Source organism: Actinomycetospora sp. CA-101289, assembly GCF_050955895.1.
GTDB lineage: Bacteria > Actinomycetota > Actinomycetes > Mycobacteriales > Pseudonocardiaceae > Actinomycetospora.
The window spans coordinates 5,996,576-6,014,404 of record NZ_CP192093.1; the positions used below are offsets into that span (position 1 = coordinate 5,996,576).

10 protein-coding genes are annotated in these 17,829 nt (G+C 70.5%); 8 read left to right on the top strand and 2 right to left on the bottom strand.

From position 1 onward, the window contains the following. Positions 1-100: 100 nt before the first annotated feature. Genes ACQPX6_RS29775 through ACQPX6_RS29795 form a run of 5 tightly spaced genes read left to right on the top strand, consistent with a single transcriptional unit; the run spans position 101 to position 13,870 of the window. Positions 101-2,017, top strand: a complete 1,917-nt coding sequence (locus tag ACQPX6_RS29775; protein WP_433788401.1) for a TerB N-terminal domain-containing protein — start codon at positions 101-103, stop codon at positions 2,015-2,017. After that, the gene (locus tag ACQPX6_RS29780; RefSeq protein ID WP_433784424.1) at positions 2,014-3,294 is read left to right on the top strand and encodes an ATP-binding protein; all 1,281 of its coding nucleotides are present in this window, start codon (positions 2,014-2,016) and stop codon (positions 3,292-3,294) included. The genes ACQPX6_RS29775 and ACQPX6_RS29780 overlap by 4 nt, the downstream gene beginning before the upstream one ends. After that, positions 3,275-4,825, top strand: coding sequence for an SIR2 family protein (locus ACQPX6_RS29785; RefSeq protein WP_433784426.1), 1,551 nt, complete (start codon positions 3,275-3,277; stop codon positions 4,823-4,825). Before ACQPX6_RS29780 ends, ACQPX6_RS29785 begins: the two co-directional genes overlap by 20 nt. Continuing rightward, positions 4,822-7,947 (top strand): DEAD/DEAH box helicase, encoded by a 3,126-nt coding sequence (locus ACQPX6_RS29790; RefSeq protein WP_433784428.1) that lies wholly within the window; start codon positions 4,822-4,824, stop codon positions 7,945-7,947. The genes ACQPX6_RS29785 and ACQPX6_RS29790 overlap by 4 nt, the downstream gene beginning before the upstream one ends. 58 nt (positions 7,948-8,005) lie before the next feature. After that, a complete protein-coding gene (locus tag ACQPX6_RS29795) occupies positions 8,006-13,870 on the top strand; it encodes a DUF4011 domain-containing protein (protein WP_433784429.1) in 5,865 nt (1,954 codons plus the stop codon). A gap of 37 nt (positions 13,871-13,907) precedes the next feature. Here the strand turns inward: ACQPX6_RS29795 and ACQPX6_RS29800 are convergent, their stop codons facing one another. Together ACQPX6_RS29800 and ACQPX6_RS29805 are read right to left on the bottom strand one after the other, a co-directional pair. Beyond that, positions 13,908-14,345: a hypothetical protein gene (locus ACQPX6_RS29800; protein WP_433784430.1), complete on the bottom strand. Its 438-nt coding sequence runs from the start codon at positions 14,343-14,345 to the stop codon at positions 13,908-13,910. A 2-nt stretch (positions 14,346-14,347) separates the two neighbouring features. Then, positions 14,348-14,794: a hypothetical protein gene (locus tag ACQPX6_RS29805; protein WP_433784432.1), complete on the bottom strand. Its 447-nt coding sequence runs from the start codon at positions 14,792-14,794 to the stop codon at positions 14,348-14,350. A gap of 226 nt (positions 14,795-15,020) precedes the next feature. Here ACQPX6_RS29805 and ACQPX6_RS29810 point away from each other — a divergent pair, with 226 nt between their 5' ends. From ACQPX6_RS29810 to ACQPX6_RS29820, 3 genes are all read left to right on the top strand, one after another. Beyond that, positions 15,021-15,686, top strand: a complete 666-nt coding sequence (locus tag ACQPX6_RS29810) for a GntR family transcriptional regulator (protein ID WP_433784433.1) — start codon at positions 15,021-15,023, stop codon at positions 15,684-15,686. Continuing rightward, positions 15,673-16,680: a 1-aminocyclopropane-1-carboxylate deaminase gene (locus ACQPX6_RS29815; protein ID WP_433784434.1), complete on the top strand. Its 1,008-nt coding sequence runs from the start codon at positions 15,673-15,675 to the stop codon at positions 16,678-16,680. The genes ACQPX6_RS29810 and ACQPX6_RS29815 overlap by 14 nt, the downstream gene beginning before the upstream one ends. Positions 16,681-16,910: 230 nt before the next feature. Continuing rightward, positions 16,911-17,705 carry a hypothetical protein gene (locus tag ACQPX6_RS29820; RefSeq protein WP_433784435.1) on the top strand — a complete coding sequence of 265 codons (795 nt, stop codon included), beginning with the start codon at positions 16,911-16,913 and terminating at the stop codon, positions 17,703-17,705. Positions 17,706-17,829: the final 124 nt, after the last annotated feature.

Here is a 17,829-nt window from a genome sequence, read left to right on the forward strand (position 1 = left end):
GTAGATCCGTAACGACCGCCCGGGTCGTCACGAAGTCTCCCGGGAGCTCCGAGCCAGGGGCGCCAGACCGACCGAGGCTACGGGGAGCCACGTGACGGCGATGGTGGAGAGGGCGACGAGCGTGCGCTGGGTGCCGGCGGGCGAGCGGGTCGTCGTCGGTCGGATGCGGATCGACGCCGGCACCGTGTACGTCGGGGAAGGCGACGAGCCGTCGTCCCTCGATCCGACGCTGCGGGTCGACCGGCAGCGGCCCGACTGGCACGCGCAGACGGTGGGACGGCCGCCGCGCTACGCCGACCTCGGCCCTGAGGCGCGAGCCGCCTACCTCATCTGGCTGGAGACTGGTCGCCGAGCCGTCGAGGCACCGAGCGTGTGGGCTCTGCTGTACCTCTACGGCCTCGAGCGCCGCGTGCTCCTTGACGGCGACGACGACCCAGCGCTGCGGCAGGAGGCCGACGAGCTCGGCAGGGTCTACGGCCACGACGACGAGGTAAAGCGGCTCGCCACCGCTCTCGGAGGGAACGAACTCTTCCAGCCTCCGCCGCTGAGCGACACGGACCTCGTCCCCGACGCTCTCCGGATCGAGCTCGGCCGTCGGGCCCTCACCTCGACACCGCTCGACGCCGAGTGGGCGCTGGCGTGGGCGTGGTTCCACCCAACGATCCCTCGGCGCACGGCGGCCACTGCCGCGCCCGAGCAGTTCGCCCAGCGTTGGGGTCAGGTGTTCCACGAGACCCACCCGAACGGGCTCCTCGTTGCACCGCGCCGACGGCGCCTGACGCTCGAGCACCGCCCGTCCAATCCGAGCTTGCCCTCACCCCTCGAGATCACCGTGTCGGACGCGTCCGACGTCTTAGACGCTCCGGGACCCGAGCAAGCGCTGCGAAGCATCACCGAGCAGGTCGAGAGCGACCTCGAGACCCACGTGCGGTGGCTCCACCGCAATCCGGGCCACGACGCCGACGTGTCGGCCCTGGGCACGATCCCGCACAGCCTCGTCTCCACCTCCGCCAGCGCACCGGCGGTCGAGCCCCTCGTCATCTGGGCCGAGGAGACGGTGGGCGCCGAGCAGCGGCGCGGCGTCAGCGGCACAGACCTCATCGAGCGCTGGGCGGCAGTGCAGGGCAAGAGCGCCGTCGAGAAGCCCGACGCGCTGACCCTGGTCCGGGTGCTCGACCAGTTCGGTCTCGGCGTCGAACCTGATCCGCGCTTCGGCGGCCGACCCGTCGACGTCGACCAGCCCGCGGTCCTCTTCCGCTTCGAGCATCCCCCGGTCACGTCGCCGTCGCCCGCCTACACCACAGCGCTGGTCACCCTCGAGCTGTGCGCCGCGGTGGCGACGGCGGACGGTGCCGCAGACGACGCCGAGGACGCGCTCCTGGTGGCGCAGGTCGGACGGGTCGAGGGCCTGGTCGACGCCGAGCGGCTCCGTCTCTCCGCGCATCACGATCTGCTGCGCGCGCAGACCGTCGACCTCGCCGCGGTAGCCGAGCGCGTCGGCGCCCTCGATGCCGGGGACCGGCGCCGCCTCGGTCGATATCTGCTCGAGGTCGCTCGGGTCGACGGCGAGATCAGCCGCGCCGAGCGCGCCACCCTCGTCGCCGTCCACGAGCTGCTCGGCCTGCCAGCGCCTGAACTCGAAGGCCGTACCGGCGAGTTCGACGAGGCCAGGCTCGCCGCGACCCGCGCATCCAACGCCGAGGTCCAGGAGCTGCTCGCCGCCATCTTCGCCGACGACGAAGACCCTGAGGAGGACCCGCCACCGGCACCGGAGCAGGCCGACATCGTCGGCCTCGACCGTCGGCACGCGGGGCTGCTGCAGGAGCTCGCCGCCGCCGGGTCGTGGTCACGCGCAGAGCTGGAGCGTGCCGCTCGCCGGCTCGGGGTGATGCCCGACGGGGCGCTGGACGCCATCAACGAGGCCGCGATCGACGCCACGGAGGACCCCGTCATCGAGGTGGACGAGGACGAGTCCGTCACCATCGACGCCGACGTCTACCGAGAGTTGACCGCATGAAGATCAAGCCGCGCGAGCGGAACGCGCTGATCCAGTCGCTGCGTGCCGGAGTCGTCCCTCGAACGGGACAGCACCTCATCCAGGTTGGCCGCGACCAGGAGGTGCGGGCCCTGCTCGCCGACATCGACCGGGTCGCCGACGGAGGATCGACAGTCCGCTTCGTCATCGGCGACTACGGGTCGGGCAAGACGTTCTTCCTCAACCTCGTCCGCGGCATCGCTGCACAGCGCAAGCTCGTCACGTTGCACGCCGATCTGAACCCGGGTCGAAGGCTCCAGTCGACCGGCGGACAGGCGCGCGGGCTCTACACCGAGCTGATGCGCAACACCGGGACCCAGACGAAGGCCGACGGCGCGCTGGCCGCAGTGGTGGAACGCTTCGTCACGCAGGCGATCGAGGAGGCGAGGCGGACCCAGACCGGGACAGGACGGGTCATCAAGGCCCGCCTCAACGAGCTGGAGCAGCTCGTCGGCGGCTACGACTTCGCGCTGGTGATCGAGAAGTACTGGCGCGGGCACGACACCGACGACGACGCACTCAAGACGAACGCCGTGCGGTGGCTGCGCGGTGAGTACTCGACGAAGTCGGAGGCGCGCGCCGACCTCGGCGTCCGCACGATCGTCGACGACAGTTCGTTCTACGACCAGCTCAAGCTGCTCGCGCGCTTCGTACGCCTCGCCGGCTACCAGGGACTCCTGGTGTGCCTCGACGAGATGGTCAACCTGTACAAGATCGCGCACAAGAGCGCCCGCGAGGCGAACTACGAACAAATCCTGCGCATCGTCAACGATTCCCTCCAAGGGAACGTCGAGGGGCTCGGATTCGTCTTCGGTGGCACACCCGACTTCTTGACCAACTCCCGCCGTGGCCTCTACTCGTACGCCGCACTTGCGAGCCGACTCGCCGAGAACCGCTTCGCGACCAACGGACTCGTCGACTACTCGGGTCCGGTGCTGCGCCTCGACCAGCTCCGGCCCGAGGACTTCCACGTCTTGCTGGAGAACGTGCGCGCCGTGTACGCATCGGGTGACCCCCAGCGCCACCTCGTGCCCGACGAGGCCATCGGTGCGTTCATGCAGCACTGCAACCGTCAGATCGGCGACGCCTACTTCCGCACCCCGCGCAGCACCATCAAGGCGTTCTGCGATCTGCTGGCCCTGCTCGAACAGCACCCCGACCGCGATTGGCGCGAGGTGCTCGGTCACACCGTGGTGCCCGTCGAACAGAACCCGGACCTCGCGCCGTTGGACGACGACGATGACCTTGTCCGTTTCTGACGACGACGGACACGTCTTCGTCACGCGAGCGGACATCACCCATCTCGCGTGTGACGACGTCGTCATCCCCACCGGGCACGACCTCGAGATACGCAGCCACTGGCGCGATGCGTTACCCGCCCGGTTCCGGGATGGCGTCGTCCTCGCTGACCTCGGTCTGTCGCGCGTCCTCTGGGGCACGCGGCGATACGCCGAGCTGCCTGGAACCGGAGTTGACGGCCCGCGCGTGTGGCTGATCGACACCGGTGGCGAGGGCACTCGACCGATCTCCTGGTATACCGACGTCCTCCGCGACGTCCTGCTCGCGATCCACGCGCGCGATGACGTCCCTCGCCATCGTCGTGCACGGCGACTGGTGGCGCTTCCACTCATCGGCGTCGGGGAAGGCGGTGCGAGCGCGCGGCGAGGCGACGTCATCGAGGCCGTGCTGCGGCTCCTCGACGAACGCGCGGCTGCGGGACAGGACTGCGCCCTGGTCCTGCGCGCTGAGCGCGACCACGCCGCCGTGCAGCACGTCCGTCGCGCCGCCCGAACCACGGCGTCCTCCCTGCACGACGAGGAGCAGGAGACCCTGGCCGGGGACCTGGCCCGGCGTGCCCGCGCCGGCGAGCTCGCCCTCTTCCTCGGCGCCGGAGTCAGCACGAGCGCGGGCTTGCCGTCGTGGAAGGAGCTGTTGTCTGCCCTCCTCGACCGCACCACGCTGGCAGCCGACGAGCGCACGGCCGTGCTGGACCTGGACGCCCGGGATGCAGCGACGATCGTCGTGCAGGAACTCGAGGCGAACCGGACCAGCTTGCTGACCGCGCTGCGCGAGGTCCTCCCCCAGTGGCGCTACGGCCTGGCCCACGCCCTGCTCGCGAGCCTGCCCGTTGAGCAGGCCGCGACCACCAACTACGACACGCTCTTCGAATCTGCCCGCGCTGACCAGGACCGACCGACCGCAGTTCTGCCCTTCGACGATCCGTCGCTCCCGTGGCTGCTAAAGCTGCACGGCGACCTGCACCACGGCACGGGAGTCGTCCTCACCCGAGACGACTACCTGCGTTTTGGCGGCACCAGCGGGGCACTCGGCGGCGTGGTGCAGGGCATGCTGATGACTCGGCACGTGTTGTTCGCAGGGTTCTCTTTCACCGACGAGAACTTCTTCCGCCTGGCTCACGGAGCCCGTCGAGCACTCGAGTCCGCCGGGCGGAAGCCTCGGGCCTTCGGGACGGCGCTGGAGTTGCACGGCAACCCTCTTCGCCGTCGACTCTGGGCCGGGGAGCTGGACTATGTGGCGTTCGCCCAGGAGGCCTCCACCAGCCTCGCGACAGCGGCTCGACGACTCGAGATCTTCTTCGACCGCGTTGCCTGCTTGGCCGCCGACGATGCCTCCTACCTCCTCGACCCCGCCTACTCATCGCTGATGTCCGAATCAGATCGCGCGCTCGCGTCCGCTCTGGGTGCGCTGGACGGCGTCGCGCGAGGTGACGGGGCCGGGGTCAGCGAGGTGCGAGAGCTCTTGCAGCGCCTCGGGCGGCGGGAAGGGTGACCGGCGCCGACAGCGACGCCGACACCGCGTACGGCCTGCTTGCTCGCCCAGTTCAGCAGTGGGTTCACCGACGCGGGTGGCAGACGCTGCAGGGCGCGCAGGTCCAGGCGGTCGCGCCGATCCTCGAGGCGAAGAGCGATGTCCTCATCACCGCCTCGACAGCAGGCGGCAAGACGGAGGCCGCTTTCCTGCCGATCCTCTCGCGCCTCGTCGACCAGCCGGCGAAGGACCGAGGGGGGATCGACGTCCTCTACCTCTCTCCGCTCAAGGCGCTGATCAACGACCAGTTCGGGCGCCTCGAGGAGATGTGCGCCGACCTGCCGATACCCGTTCACGCGTGGCACGGCGACATCCCTGCGAGCAGGAAGAAGCAGACCTGGCGCGAGCGCTCGGGAATCCTGCTCATCACACCGGAGTCGGTCGAGGGCCTGCTGTGTCATCGCGGCGACGGCATCAAGGGCTTCCTCGGTCGTCTGCGCTACGTCGTCGTCGACGAGCTGCACGCCTTCCCCGGCAGCGCGCGCGGCGCGCAGCTGGCGTCGCTGCTGCACCGTCTCGACCTGATCGCCCGGCGCCGCATTCCCCGCGTCGGGCTCTCCGCGACGGTCGGGGATGTCGGCATCGCGTCCGCCTTCCTCCGGCCCGGACGCGGCGAGCGGGTCATCGTGGTGGCGGCCGTCGACGCACCACGCGAACGCAAGGCCCTGCTTCGCGGGTCGACGAGGGGCCCGTCCGACATCGCTGACCGCCTGTACCGCACTCTGCGCGGGCGCACGAATCTGGTGTTCGCCAACCGCCGCGACGAGGTCGAGGGGTACGCCGACCGTCTGCGCCGTGAGTGCGAGAACGCCCGCGTCCCCAACGAGTTCTTCGCCCACCACGGGAGCCTGTCCAAGGCAGAGCGGGAGGACGTCGAGGAACGGCTCAAGAGCCCCGAGCCGGCGACGGCGATCTGCACCTCGACATTGGAGATGGGCATCGACATCGGCCAAGTGAGCGAGGTCGCCCAGGTCCGCTGCCCGCCATCGGTGGCCGCGCTCCGCCAACGGTGGGGACGGTCCGGACGGCGTCCCGGTGATCCATCTGTCTTGCGCACCTACATCAGCGAGCCCGCACTCACCACCCGCACCGCACCCCACGAGGCGCTGCGCGCGGAGCTCGTGGCGACCGTGGCGATGCTGGAGCTCTTCCGCGTCGACGACTGGTGCGAGGAGCCCGAGAGCGGGGGCCTGCACCTGTCGACGCTCGTGCAGCAGGTCTTGTCGCTCGTCACGCAGCACGACGGTGTCCACCCGCACGAGGCCGAGTCGGTGCTCTGCTCGCACGGCCCCTTCGACATCGACGCCCAGACGTTCCACGAGCTGCTCCTCGCGATGCACGACACCGACCTGCTCATGAGCTCGTCGGACGGGCTGTTGTTGCCTGGCCGTCGCGGTGAGCGGGAGATCGACGACCATGGCTTCTTGTCGGCCTTCGCGACCCCGGACGTCTATCGCGTCCTCGCTCATGGTGAGGAGATCGGCACGATCGACGCGGGTAGCGCCCTCTTGCCCGGGTCCGGAGTCGTGCTCGCTGGGCGACGGTGGCGGGTGGTCGCCGTGCACCAGGAGGCCAGCGAAGTCGTGGTCGTGCCGGACACGGCCGGCACCGCGCCGCAGTTCCCTGCTGGCGGTGCCCTCCGGGTCCACGACCGAGTACGCGCACGGATGCTCGAGCTCTACCTGGGTGCGGACGTCCCGCCCTACCTGGACGAGGGCGCACGCGCCCTGCTGGCCGAGGGACGTGCGATGTTCGCCCAGCTCGAGCTGTACCGCCGCGACACCGTCCCGTGGGGCCAGCAGACGGTCGTGTTCCCCTGGCGCGGCGACCGCGTCCTCGACACCCTGCGGATCGCGCTGCACCACGCCGGCCTCGACGCCGACCGGGAGGGCCCGGCGCTCGTCGTCCAGGCGCCCGAGGAAGCCGTAAGGCGCCTGCTCGACCGGCTCGCGACCGCCCCACCGCCCGACCCGATGGACCTGGCGGCCACGGTGCCCGCCAAGGTCGAGGAGAAGTGGGACGACGTGCTCTCCCCGGAGCTCCTCGACCGCGCGTACGCGGCACGCGCGCTCGATGTCGAGAGTGCGTGGGTGTGGTTGCGCGCTCGAGCCGGTGACTCGCGCACCGGGACGGGCTCCACCCTCACCGACGTCCCGACCCCGGTCTCGCGCCCGGAGGACGAGGCCACCGGAGCGCACCTCGAGCTCGGCACGACTCCCTTGGCGGTCATCGCTGTGCGGCCGACAGGGCTCTCTCCCGGCCGCGGGCACCGCATCGTCGAGATCGCCGTCGTCACCTGTCGTCCGGACGGCTCTGTCGAGGACTTCTGGCACACGCTGCTCGACCCGGACGTGGATGTCGGATCATCGCGGGTCCACGGACTGGTGGCGACCGACGTCATCGGGGCGCCGACCTTCTCGGAGATCGCAGGGGACATCGCGACCCGGATCGAGGGCCGTGTCCTGGTCGCGCACAACGCGCCGTTCGAGATCGGCTTCCTCCGGAACGAGTTCACCCGCGCCGGCCACGAGCCCCCGGAGTGGCCGACGCTGTGCACGATGGCCTTGGCGGACCGCGCCTCGCCGAGTTCGGGACGGTCGCTCCCGGCCGTTTGCGCTGCCCACGGGATCTCGCTGCCGGATGTCCAGAGCGCCCGTGACGACGCCCTGGCCACCGCCTCACTGCTCCATGTCCAACTCGCCGCACTCGGGGTCGGGACGTTCGCCGATCTGGGGACATCGGTGCAGCTCCTGCCCGGCCAGTGGATCTCCAAGCCGCCCACGGGTCGTGTGCTGCCACGCGTTCGCCCCGCACCGCGCACACCCTCGGAGCTCGCGGACCACGCAACGGCGGGCGAGACCGCCTACGCCGACGCGGTCCTCCGGGCTCTCGACGAAGGCGAGCTCTCCGGCGCGGAGCTCCAGGACCTGCTCCGCACGATCCGCTCGTGGTCGCTGACCGCCGGCATGGTCGAGGCCGTGCACCGCGAGGTGCTCGGGAGGCGTGACGTCCCGGAGCTGATCCGCCGGCGGCTCGGCGTCGTCGAGCGAACAGCGGCGCGACTCGTAGCCGATTCGCGATGATCCACTGTGGATGTCGTGCGGCACAGGCATGATGTCGTGGCCGAACGGAGGAGGGGCCGTGACCGCAGTCGGAGGACGCCACGCGCGCGCGGATGACACCGACCGCGACCTGGGCGTCTCGGTCGAACTCCTCCACGCCGGCTTCGTCAATCTCGCCATGGCGACGGCTGGCATCTCGGTCGTCCGGCGCCTCACCGTCACCAACCAAACCGATGACGACCTCACCGACGTCCATCTCGGCGTTGAGCTGCATGACCTGGAGGGTGAGGTCCTCGCCGCGCCGTGGGGCAAGCACCTCGAAGTGCTGCCTCCCCGGACACCCGTGACGTTCGAGACGGTCCTGGTGAAGCCCGACCCCGAGGCCACGGTCACGGTGGACGAGCAGCGACCCGCGTCTCTCGTGGTGGAGGTCGTGGCCGGGGACGCCCGGCGTCGGATGACGGAGCCCGTTCGGTTGCTGGCCTACAACCAGTGGGTGGCCGAGCCGAAGCGGACCGAGCTGAGCTTGGAGCTGCTAGCGGCCTTCGTCCTGCCCAACCACCCTGCCGTTTCCGACCTGCTCGCCGAAGCACGGGAGGAACTGCGCCGCGCGACCGGGAGCCCCTCGACGCAGGGCTACCAGGCTGGCCCCGAACGCGCAGACGAGATCGCAGGAGCGATCTACCGGGCGGCGCAGGCTCGTCGGATCGCCTACAGCGACCCCCCTGCAAGCTGGGGATCTGGCCAGAAGGTCCGCACGCCCGACCAGGTCCTCGCTCGAAGTGGCGTCGGGACGTGTCTGGACACCACCGTTCTGCTCGCCGCAGCCGTCGAGCAGGCAGGTCTACACCCCCTGCTCTGGGTCGTCGAAGGTCACGCCTTCGTCGGCTACTGGCGCGACGAGCACCACCGCCTCACGCAGACGGTGACGACCGAGCCCGAGACCGCCGCCAACGACGTCGATCTCGACCGGATGCGACTCATCGAGACCACCTTCCTCACCGACTCGGAATCGCCCACGTCGTTCGCCGACGCTTGTCGGAATCCTCGTCATCGCTGGCTGCAGGACCGCCCAGAAAAGATCGTCGGGGTCGTCGACGTCCACCAGGCCCGCCGCAACGAGATCCACCCGCTACCCGCGCGGACGAGGGACGCCGCGGGCGGCATCACCGTCACCGTGTATCAGCCGCCCGAGCGGTCTGGAGAGAGCGCCGGGGTGGCGCCCGGTCTAGAGCAGGCTTCGACCGCTCCTCCGCAACGTGACGGCCGGCCCACCGCGCCCGTCCGGGTAGAGCAGTGGAAGAACACCTTGCTCGACCTCAGCCTGCGCAACCGCCTGATCAACTTCTCGTCTGGCCCCAGCGCGACACGGCTCCTGGCCGCGGACGGATCGCTCCCGCTGGTCGAGGACCTGCTCCACGATCGGAAGTCCATCAATCTGCGGCCGGCCGATGACGTCGACGCTGTGTACGGAGCGCGAGGGCTGCGCGGTGCCACCGACCTGCCCCACGAACTGCTGCTCCGCAGACTGAAGCAGGACCGCGAGCTCTACACCGAGCTCGACGGGGGTCCGCACGCGACACGCCTTCGGGGACTCGCACGGAAGGCGCGCACGCTGCTCGAGGAGTCGGGCAGCAGCAATCTCTACCTCGCGGTCGGCACGTTGACCTGGACCCTGGAGCGCCGCGAGCTGCGCTCGCCGCTGCTCCTCCTCCCGGTCACGCTCACCATTGGCCGGGGCGGACGTTCGCACCGGCTCACACTCGACGAGGGAGGCGAGAGCACCCCGAACCACTGCCTCCTCGAGAAGCTGCGCCAGGAGCACGACCTCGAGTTGCCGGGGCTCGCCGAGCCGGTCACCGACGAGCGCGGCGTCGACGTCGCGGCGGTGCTGCGCGCGGTCCGTGAGGCGACCGCGGCAGCCGGCCTACCGTTCCGGGTGCACGAGACCCTCGATCTCGCGGTGCTGCAGTTCGCCAAGTTCGTGCTGTGGCGCGACCTCGATCAGCACTGGTCGCGGTTCGCCGACAGCCCCTTGGTGCACCACCTCGTCCACACTCCGCACGACGCCTTCGAGGACGGCGTCGCCGACCCCGACGAAGACCTCGACGTGCTTGCCGCGTCGTGCCCCGTCGCCGCTGACTCCTCGCAGCTCGACGCCGTTGCGCGGGCGAGGAACGGGCAGACCTTCGTCTTGGAGGGCCCGCCGGGCACCGGGAAGTCCCAGACCATCACCAACCTGCTCTCAGTGGCGATGGCCGAGGGTCGCCGTGTCCTCTTCGTCGCCGAGAAGCGCGCCGCGCTCGACGTGGTCCGCGCACGGTTGGACGCGATCGGCCTAGGCGTCCTCTCCCTCGACCTGCACGACAAGAGCAGCAAGCCCTCGGCGGTCCGCGAGCAGCTGCGTCGCGCCCTCGACCACGAGACGGCCCTCGACGAGGAGGGTTATCGCGTCGCCTACGACGACCTGCGGACCAGCGCCCGCACGCTCGCGCGCTACGCGCAGTCGCTCCACGCGCGAAACGCGATCGGCAAGTCGCTCTACAGCGCACGGGATACGGAGCTCGCTCGCGGCGACGGCCCCACGCTTCCCGTCGATCGCCGCCTCGTCGCGGAGGGAGGCGCCTCTCGCCCGATCGACGTGACCGAGCTCGCCGACGCGGCCTGGCGAGCACGCCCACGGCGTCACCACCCGTGGGGGTTCGTCCGCGGCACGCCCTCGTCGGTCGAAGAGCTGCGCACCGGCACCCGCATCGCCGACGAGGCCTTGGCCGTCATCGCGGGTGGCCCTCCCACCCTTCGCACATTGGTCTATGCCGCGTCGTCAGTGTCAGAACTGAACAAGGCGGTCGCGCTCTGCCGACCGGACCACCCGCCCCTCGGTCTCCTCGACGAGGTGGCGCAGCCACGGTGGGAGCGGGCCGCAGCCGAGGTGCGGACATCCATCGCCCGCTTCATGCACGCGCCTCGTCCCGTGCTCAGTGCCGCACTGCCCACCGCGGTCGGGCTGCCACTCGATGATCTGCTCGGTGACGCGGAGCAAGCCGCCGCCTCGTCGTTCTTCGGACGGAAGAAGCGCCAGCGTCTCGTCCTCGACCGAGTGCGCCCCGGCCTCGTCCCGGGCGCCGAGCCCGAGCTCGCCGGGATCGTGGATCTCCTGACCCAGCTCGTGCGCCTCCGCGACGAGATCCGGGTGCTGCGCGACCAGGTGCGCGCCCTCCCGGGACTCGGGCTTCCCGACGGGTGGAACCCGTTGCTCGACGGCGAGGGCGACCGGCCGCTCGCTCAGGTCACGGCGCTGCAACAGGCAAGCGCGACGTTAGGGGCTACCGATGGCCCGTTCCGTGACGCCCTCCGCGCCCACATCGCCGATCCGTCGCGCGGCGACGGACGGTGGTGGGCGGCGTTGGAACGTCTCACCTCGGGTCTCGGGATCGTCGTCGATGCGGCCGGGATCGCCCCTGACGTGGACACGTGGCGCGACGGTGCATCGCTCGTCGACGCGTGGGGCGCGGGGGCCGACGAGCGCCGCGGTGACGCCGGAGTGGTGCGGCTCCGTGAGTGGGAGGCGCTCTGCGGATTGGTCCGTGCCCTCGCCGAGCGGGGCAGTCCAGAGACGGCGGCCGCTGTGCTGCGGGGAGACGTCGCCCCGGAAGAGCTGCCTGCAGCTTTCGACCGGGGTGTCGCCCGGACCTCGATCGCTGAGCGCCGTGCCTCCGCTGAGCTCGACCGCTTCGACGCCGGCACCCATGAGCGCACCATCGCCCGCCTCGCCCGGGCTTCGGCAGAGGTCCGCCGCCACCTCGTCGAGGCCGTTCCCCGCCGCATCGTCGAGGAGCGCTCATTCGTCTCGGACTCGACGCGCGGCCGCATCGGAGAACTCCGTCGGGAGATCGGTCGCCAGCGCGGCGGCCTCTCCGTCCGTGCCCTGATGGCGCGCTACGGCGATCTCGTCACGCAGGTGACTCCGTGCGTCCTCGTCAGCCCCGACTCGCTGTCACGCTTCATCAGCCCCGATACAGAACCCTTTGACCTGGTCGTGTTCGACGAGGCCTCCCAGATTCGGGTGGCCGACGCCGTCGGGGCACTCGGCCGAGCTCGCGCGGCTGTCGTCGTGGGAGACAGCAAGCAGATGCCGCCCACGATGTTCGGCGGCGCCGGCGCGAACGACGAGGAACTCGAGGTCGAGGCCTCTGACGAGGACGTCATCCCCGAGGACGAGGAGAGCATCCTCTCCGAGTGCGTCCAGGCCCGCGTCCCTCAGACCTGGTTGTCATGGCACTACCGCAGCCAGGACGAAGCTCTGATCGCCTTCAGCAACCGCCACTACTACGAGGGGCGTCTGGCCTCGTTCCCCGCGCCGGCCCGAGCCGGCAACGGCCTCGCGTTCCGCCGGGTCGACGGCCGTTTCTTGCGGTCGGGCTCGCGCGAGACGTTGCGGACGAACCCCGTAGAAGCTCGCGCGGTGGTCGAGGAGATCGTGCGCCGGTTCGCCACCGTGGTCGATGACCCCCCGTCGATCGGCGTGGTCACCTTCAACGTGCAGCAGCGGGACCTGATCGACGAGCTGCTCCGCGCGAGCGAGGTCCCCGCCCTGCTCGACGCCCTCGAGCGCGAGGACGACCGACGCCTCTTCGTCAAGAACCTCGAGAACGTGCAGGGCGACGAGCGGGACACGATCTTCTTCTCCGTGGCTTTCTCGTACGACGACCGCGGTCGGGTGCCGTCCAACTTCGGCCCGCTGAACCGCCTCGGCGGCGAGCGGCGCCTCAACGTCGCCGTCACCCGAGCGCGGCGGGAGGTCGTCGTCTTCTGCTCGTTCGAACCCAGCGACCTCCGAGCCGAGAACTCCACGTCGATCGGGCTCAAGCACCTGCGCGCCTACCTCGAGCTGGCCGCCGGTGGCCTGTCCAGCTCGGGCGACACCGCCCGCAAGCCCTCCGCGCGCGATCGTCATCGGGACGACGTCGCTTCCGCGCTGCGCGAACGGGGTCTGGTCGTGCAAACCGATGTCGGTCTCTCCGAGTTCCGGCTGGACCTCGCCGTGGCTCCGCCTTCCTCCCCCGAGACGCCGACCTTGGCGATCCTCCTCGACGGTCCTGATTGGGCGGCGCGCCGAACGGTCGGCGATCGAGACGGACTGCCTGCCGAGGTTCTCACCCGCGTCCTCGGGTGGCCCGACGTGGCCCGCGTATGGCTGCCCACCTGGATGGCCGATCGTGAGGGCGTCCTGGACGATCTCCAGCGGCGCGTGACCGAGCCCCCACCACCCCCGCCTGAGGAGCCAGCGCCCGCCGCGGTCGACGTACCCGCCGCCTCGTCCGATCTCGTCGAGGAGATCAAACCGAAGCCGGTTGACGCCCGGCCCGCGACGATGGCGTCTGCGCCACCCCAGAAGGCTCCTGCTCAACCTGGGCTAGACCGCCCATCAGGAGCGCGCCAGTCGTCCGAGTTCCAGGCGTGGGAGCCGGGCCTGCTCGGAGGACGGGAGACTCTCGATGCGCTACCCGAGCCTGCCGCAGCAGCCCGCGTCCGCCGGGCATTGGCCGACGCGATCGCCGCCGAGGCACCGATCCCGCTCGCACGTCTCGCGCGGGCAGTGGCCCGCGCCTTCGACCTCAATCGCGTCCGCCAGGAGCGAGTCGATGCCATCCTCGCCCTCCTCTCACCCGACCTGCGCGTCGTCGACGGTGTCGTCTGGAAGCCAGGTACCGACCCTGCGTCGTGGACCGAGTTTCGCGGCTCCGCGGACGGGATGAGTCGGCCGTTCGAGGACATCCCTCTCAAGGAGATCGCCAATGCGATGGACGCGGTGTCGCGAGAGAGCGGCGGCATGGACCGGGAGGAGCTGTACCGGGAGACGCTCGCCGCCTTCGGCGGACGACGGTTGACCACCGGGATCCGCGAACGACTCACCGAGGCGGAGCGTCGCCGCGCCGCGTGAGCCAGCTCGGACCTCGGAATCGCCGTTGACCCTGACGTCAGCCAGCTGCTCGTGGACCCTCGACGCTCGGTGGGACGAAGACCTCGAGTGCCAGCGCCTGGGCGGGATCGCCCGACGTCGGTTCGAACCCGAGACCGACGGCACCGTCGGTCTCGCGGGCCCTCGCTCGCAACACGCGCCCGTCGGGAGCCGTCGGCCACGTCTCCCCCAGGTGCAGCACGATCTCGTCCTGGAGGTCGCGGAAGACCTCGTCGACCGTCTCCGCATCGAGGACCGGCGCCTCGCCCGGGGTGGGCAGGGGGAAGGTCAGCGCCACCTTGAGCGGCGCGCCCTCGCGGCGGATCATGACCGCCAGCTCCGCGCCCGTGGCCACCAATTCGCGGTCGGACGGGAGCAGCGGCGTCAGGACCGAGGCGAGGTGCTCGGCCAGGGCGGCCATCCAGATCCGGCCGGCCTGCTGTGTCAGCTCGGGCATCGCTACCTCGGGGTGATCCGACACTGGTTGTTCGCGGCAACGTACGTGGTGCTGGTCGTCGGTGAGTAGTGGGTGGCCTGGAAGGTGTAGACGTCACCCCAGGTCCACTGCAGACCGGCGTGCCGTTCGATCATGCGGAGTGACGTGTGCAGCTGGTCGTCCTTCACGATGACGTTGGGCGACGACGTGGCCCTCCCGTTGACCAGGTGGTTCCACGTGTAGACACCGGGCGCGGCTCCCGGGTCATCGATGAACCACCACATCGTCAGCGTCGTGAACGTGCCCGTGCGCTCATCGGGGCGCAGGTCCACCTCCACCCGCCCCGCCTCCTCGCGATGCACGTAGTTCAGGCACGGCGGGATCGGGTCGGCGGCGGCGACGCCCGTGCCGCCCAGCAGCAGCGCCAGTGCGCCCACGATCGATGAGCAGAAGCGCGCGTGCGAGGTCATCGTTTCCCCCTCTGGTCGGTCCTCAGGGGGTTGGACCCACACGGAGCGCGTGCGGTTCCACCGGATTCTCGGCGGGAGCTCGGAGCCCCATCAAGACCCTCACGCCGTGGTCCAGGTCCGCGGTGCCGGGCAGGGGCGCGAGGTGCTCGGCGCCGTCATCGCCGCCTGATGTGACCCCGGAGACTGGCCTCCTTGCGCAAGCGAAATATCGCATACCATTCGCCGCATGCCGATCCCGAGCCGCAGCGCCGGTACCGACCGCAGCCCGCTGCGCGAGCAGGCGTTCCGGGCCCTGCGCGCGGCGATCGTCGACGGGACCCTGGAGCCGGGCGAGCGGCTCAACGACGCCGAGCTGAGCGAGTGGCTCGGCGTCTCCCGCACCCCGATCCGCGAAGCGATCGCGCGACTGGAGCAGATCGGGCTGGTGGCCGTCCGCCCCGGCAGCTCGACGACGGTCAGCGCGCTCGACGTGCGCGCCACCGTCGAGGCCCAGTCCGTGGCCGCGGCGATGCACGAGCTCGCCGCCCGCGAAGCCGTCCCGGTTCTCACTACCGCCGACCTCGATGCGATGACCAGCGCCAACGACACCTTCGCCGCGGCGCTGGCCAGCGGCGACGTCGACGGCGCGATCGCCGCCGATGCCGCGTTCCACGGCGTCTTCGTGCGGGTCTGCGGCAACCGCCGGCTCGCCGCGGTGCTCGACGACGTCACCCCGCTGCTGCAGCGGATGGAGCGCGCCCGCTTCGCGTCGCTGACCGGACGCGCGTCGGTGGCCCAGCACGCCCGGATCGTCGAGCTCGCCCGCGCCGGTGACGCCGAGGGTGCGGCCCGCGCCAACCGCGAGAACTGGCTGACGCTGCGCCCCGAACAGGAGCCCCATGACGCTGGATGACTTCGAGCGCTACCCGCTGCTGTTCGGGCCGAGCCCGGTCCACCGCCTCGAGCGCCTGACCGCGCACCTCGGCGGAGCGTCGATCTGGGCCAAGCGGGAGGACTGCAACTCCGGCCTGGCTTACGGCGGCAACAAGACCCGCAAGCTCGAGTACATCGTCCCCGCCGTGCTCGCGTCCGGCGCCGACACGATCGTCTCGATCGGCGGCTACCAGTCCAACCACACGCGCCAGGTCGCCGCGGTCGCCGCCAAGCTCGGGCTGAAGGCCCACCTGGTGCAGGAGAAGTGGGTGGACTGGCCGGACGCGGTCAACGACAAGGTCGGCAACATCCTGCTGTCGCGGATCATGGGCGCCGACGTGCGGCTGAACGCGGCGGGCTTCGACATCGGCATCCGCGACTCCTGGGAGCGCGCCCTGGAGGAGGTCCGAGCGGCCGGCGGGACGCCGTACGGCATCCCGGCCGGTGCCTCGGAGCACCACCTCGGCGGCCTCGGGTTCGCCAACTGGGCGCGCGAGGTGGAGCAGCAGGAGGCCGAGCTCGGCGTCTTCTTCGACACGATCGTCGTCTGCACCGTCACCGGCTCGACGCACGCCGGGATGATCGCCGGCTTCGCCGGGCAGGACCGGCCGCGTCGGGTGATCGGGATCGACGCCTCCGCCATGCTGGCGAAGACGCGCGACCAGGTGGGGCGGATCGCCCGGCACACCGCGGCGCTGATCGGGCTCGGGCGCGAGCTGCGCGACGACGAGATCACCGTGCTCGAGGGCTGGGCCGGGGACCGCTACGGCATCCCGGTGGCGTCGACGATCGACGCGATCCGGCTGACCGGCGAGCTCGAGGGCATGATCATCGACCCGGTGTACGAGGGGAAGTCGATGGCCGGGCTGATCGACCTGGTGCGGTCCGGGGAGATCGCGCCGGATTCGACGGTGCTCTACGCCCACCTCGGCGGCCAGCCCGCGCTCAACGCGTACGCCGGTGCGTTCTCCTGACCAGCAGCTCGTCGTCGGTGGGCCTCGCCATCGTCGACGCATGAGCAGCGCGCCACCCGCGCGTCTGGCCCCCGACGATCTTGTTCGTGGTTTTCGACCCCATCAGCGGGTGCCGACCCACAGCACTGTGCCGGCGGCGCCGGGTGTGCCAGATTTGGGCTCAGGGCGATCCTTGAGCGTTGAGCACTCGGCCCGCGTGGCCCGACGAGAAGCGGTACAGGAGTGCAGCGATGAGCGCGTGGTTGGTGGGCCACGTGCCGTCGTGGCTGCTCTTGATCGGCGTTCTCGTCCTCGTCGTCGGGCTGTCGGTGCTCGTCCAGATCCTCGTTCGTCGTCGGTTCCCGCGGCTGGCGGGCGAGGAACACAACGACGTCCTGCGCTTCGCCGCTGGTGTCGTCGTTCTGGTGTTCACCTTCTTCATCGGCTTCGTCGTCTCCGTCAGGTGGGGTGAGATCAATGCTGCCGATGAACGAGCACGCGCCGAAGGGGCGGCCGGAGTGCAATTGGTCGCTCGCCTGCACGTCTTCGCCGAGCCGGACAGCGAGCGCATACGAGTGGCGCTCCTCCGGTACGAGGAAGCGGCCGTGGTCGAGTGGGACGTGGCGGCGAACGGTGGGTCCTATCCGCCGGCCGACCGAGCGTCGAACGATCTGCGTTCCGCCTACGAACAGGTTCAAGCAAGCAACGATCTACAGAAGACGATGCTCACGAGCTCGTTCACCGATCTCGACGATCTCAGCACGGCTCGCACCGAGCGCGTCCTCCAGGCACAAACCGAGGTGGGACCGCCTTGGCCACTCTGGGGGGTGATCTTGTTGACCACCGCGCTGTTGATGGGCTGTTCCATCGTCTACGGGGTAGCGAATCCCGCGTCCCATGTCGCGATGGTCGCCAGTCTGGCTGTGCTCGTGGGCATGATCCTCTACCTCGTCCTGATGCTGTCGCATCCGTACCTCGGTGAGATCGCCGCCTCCCCCGAGCCGCTGCGCGAGGTCATTCGAGCGCTGTCCCCCAACCCGCCGTGAGTGGGCGCCTCCTGCTGGACGGCCTCGGGTTCGCGAACTGGGCCCGCGAGGTGGAGCAGCAGGAGGCCGAGCGAGCTGCGCGACGACGAGATCCCCGTGCTGGAGGGCTGGGCCGGGGACCGCT

Bases quoted from the DNA above. Each gene is read 5' to 3' on its own strand.
- ACQPX6_RS29775 (WP_433788401.1), top strand. From the start codon at position 101: ATGGTGGAGAGGGCGACGAGCGTGCGCTGGGTGCCGGCGGGCGAGCGG.
- ACQPX6_RS29780 (WP_433784424.1), top strand. From the start codon at position 2,014: ATGAAGATCAAGCCGCGCGAGCGGAACGCGCTGATCCAGTCGCTGCGT.
- ACQPX6_RS29785 (WP_433784426.1), top strand. From the start codon at position 3,275: ATGACCTTGTCCGTTTCTGACGACGACGGACACGTCTTCGTCACGCGA.
- ACQPX6_RS29800 (WP_433784430.1), bottom strand. From the start codon at position 14,345: ATGCCCGAGCTGACACAGCAGGCCGGCCGGATCTGGATGGCCGCCCTG.
- ACQPX6_RS29805 (WP_433784432.1), bottom strand. From the start codon at position 14,794: ATGACCTCGCACGCGCGCTTCTGCTCATCGATCGTGGGCGCACTGGCG.
- ACQPX6_RS29810 (WP_433784433.1), top strand. From the start codon at position 15,021: ATGCCGATCCCGAGCCGCAGCGCCGGTACCGACCGCAGCCCGCTGCGC.
- ACQPX6_RS29815 (WP_433784434.1), top strand. From the start codon at position 15,673: ATGACGCTGGATGACTTCGAGCGCTACCCGCTGCTGTTCGGGCCGAGC.
- ACQPX6_RS29820 (WP_433784435.1), top strand. From the start codon at position 16,911: ATGAGCGCGTGGTTGGTGGGCCACGTGCCGTCGTGGCTGCTCTTGATC.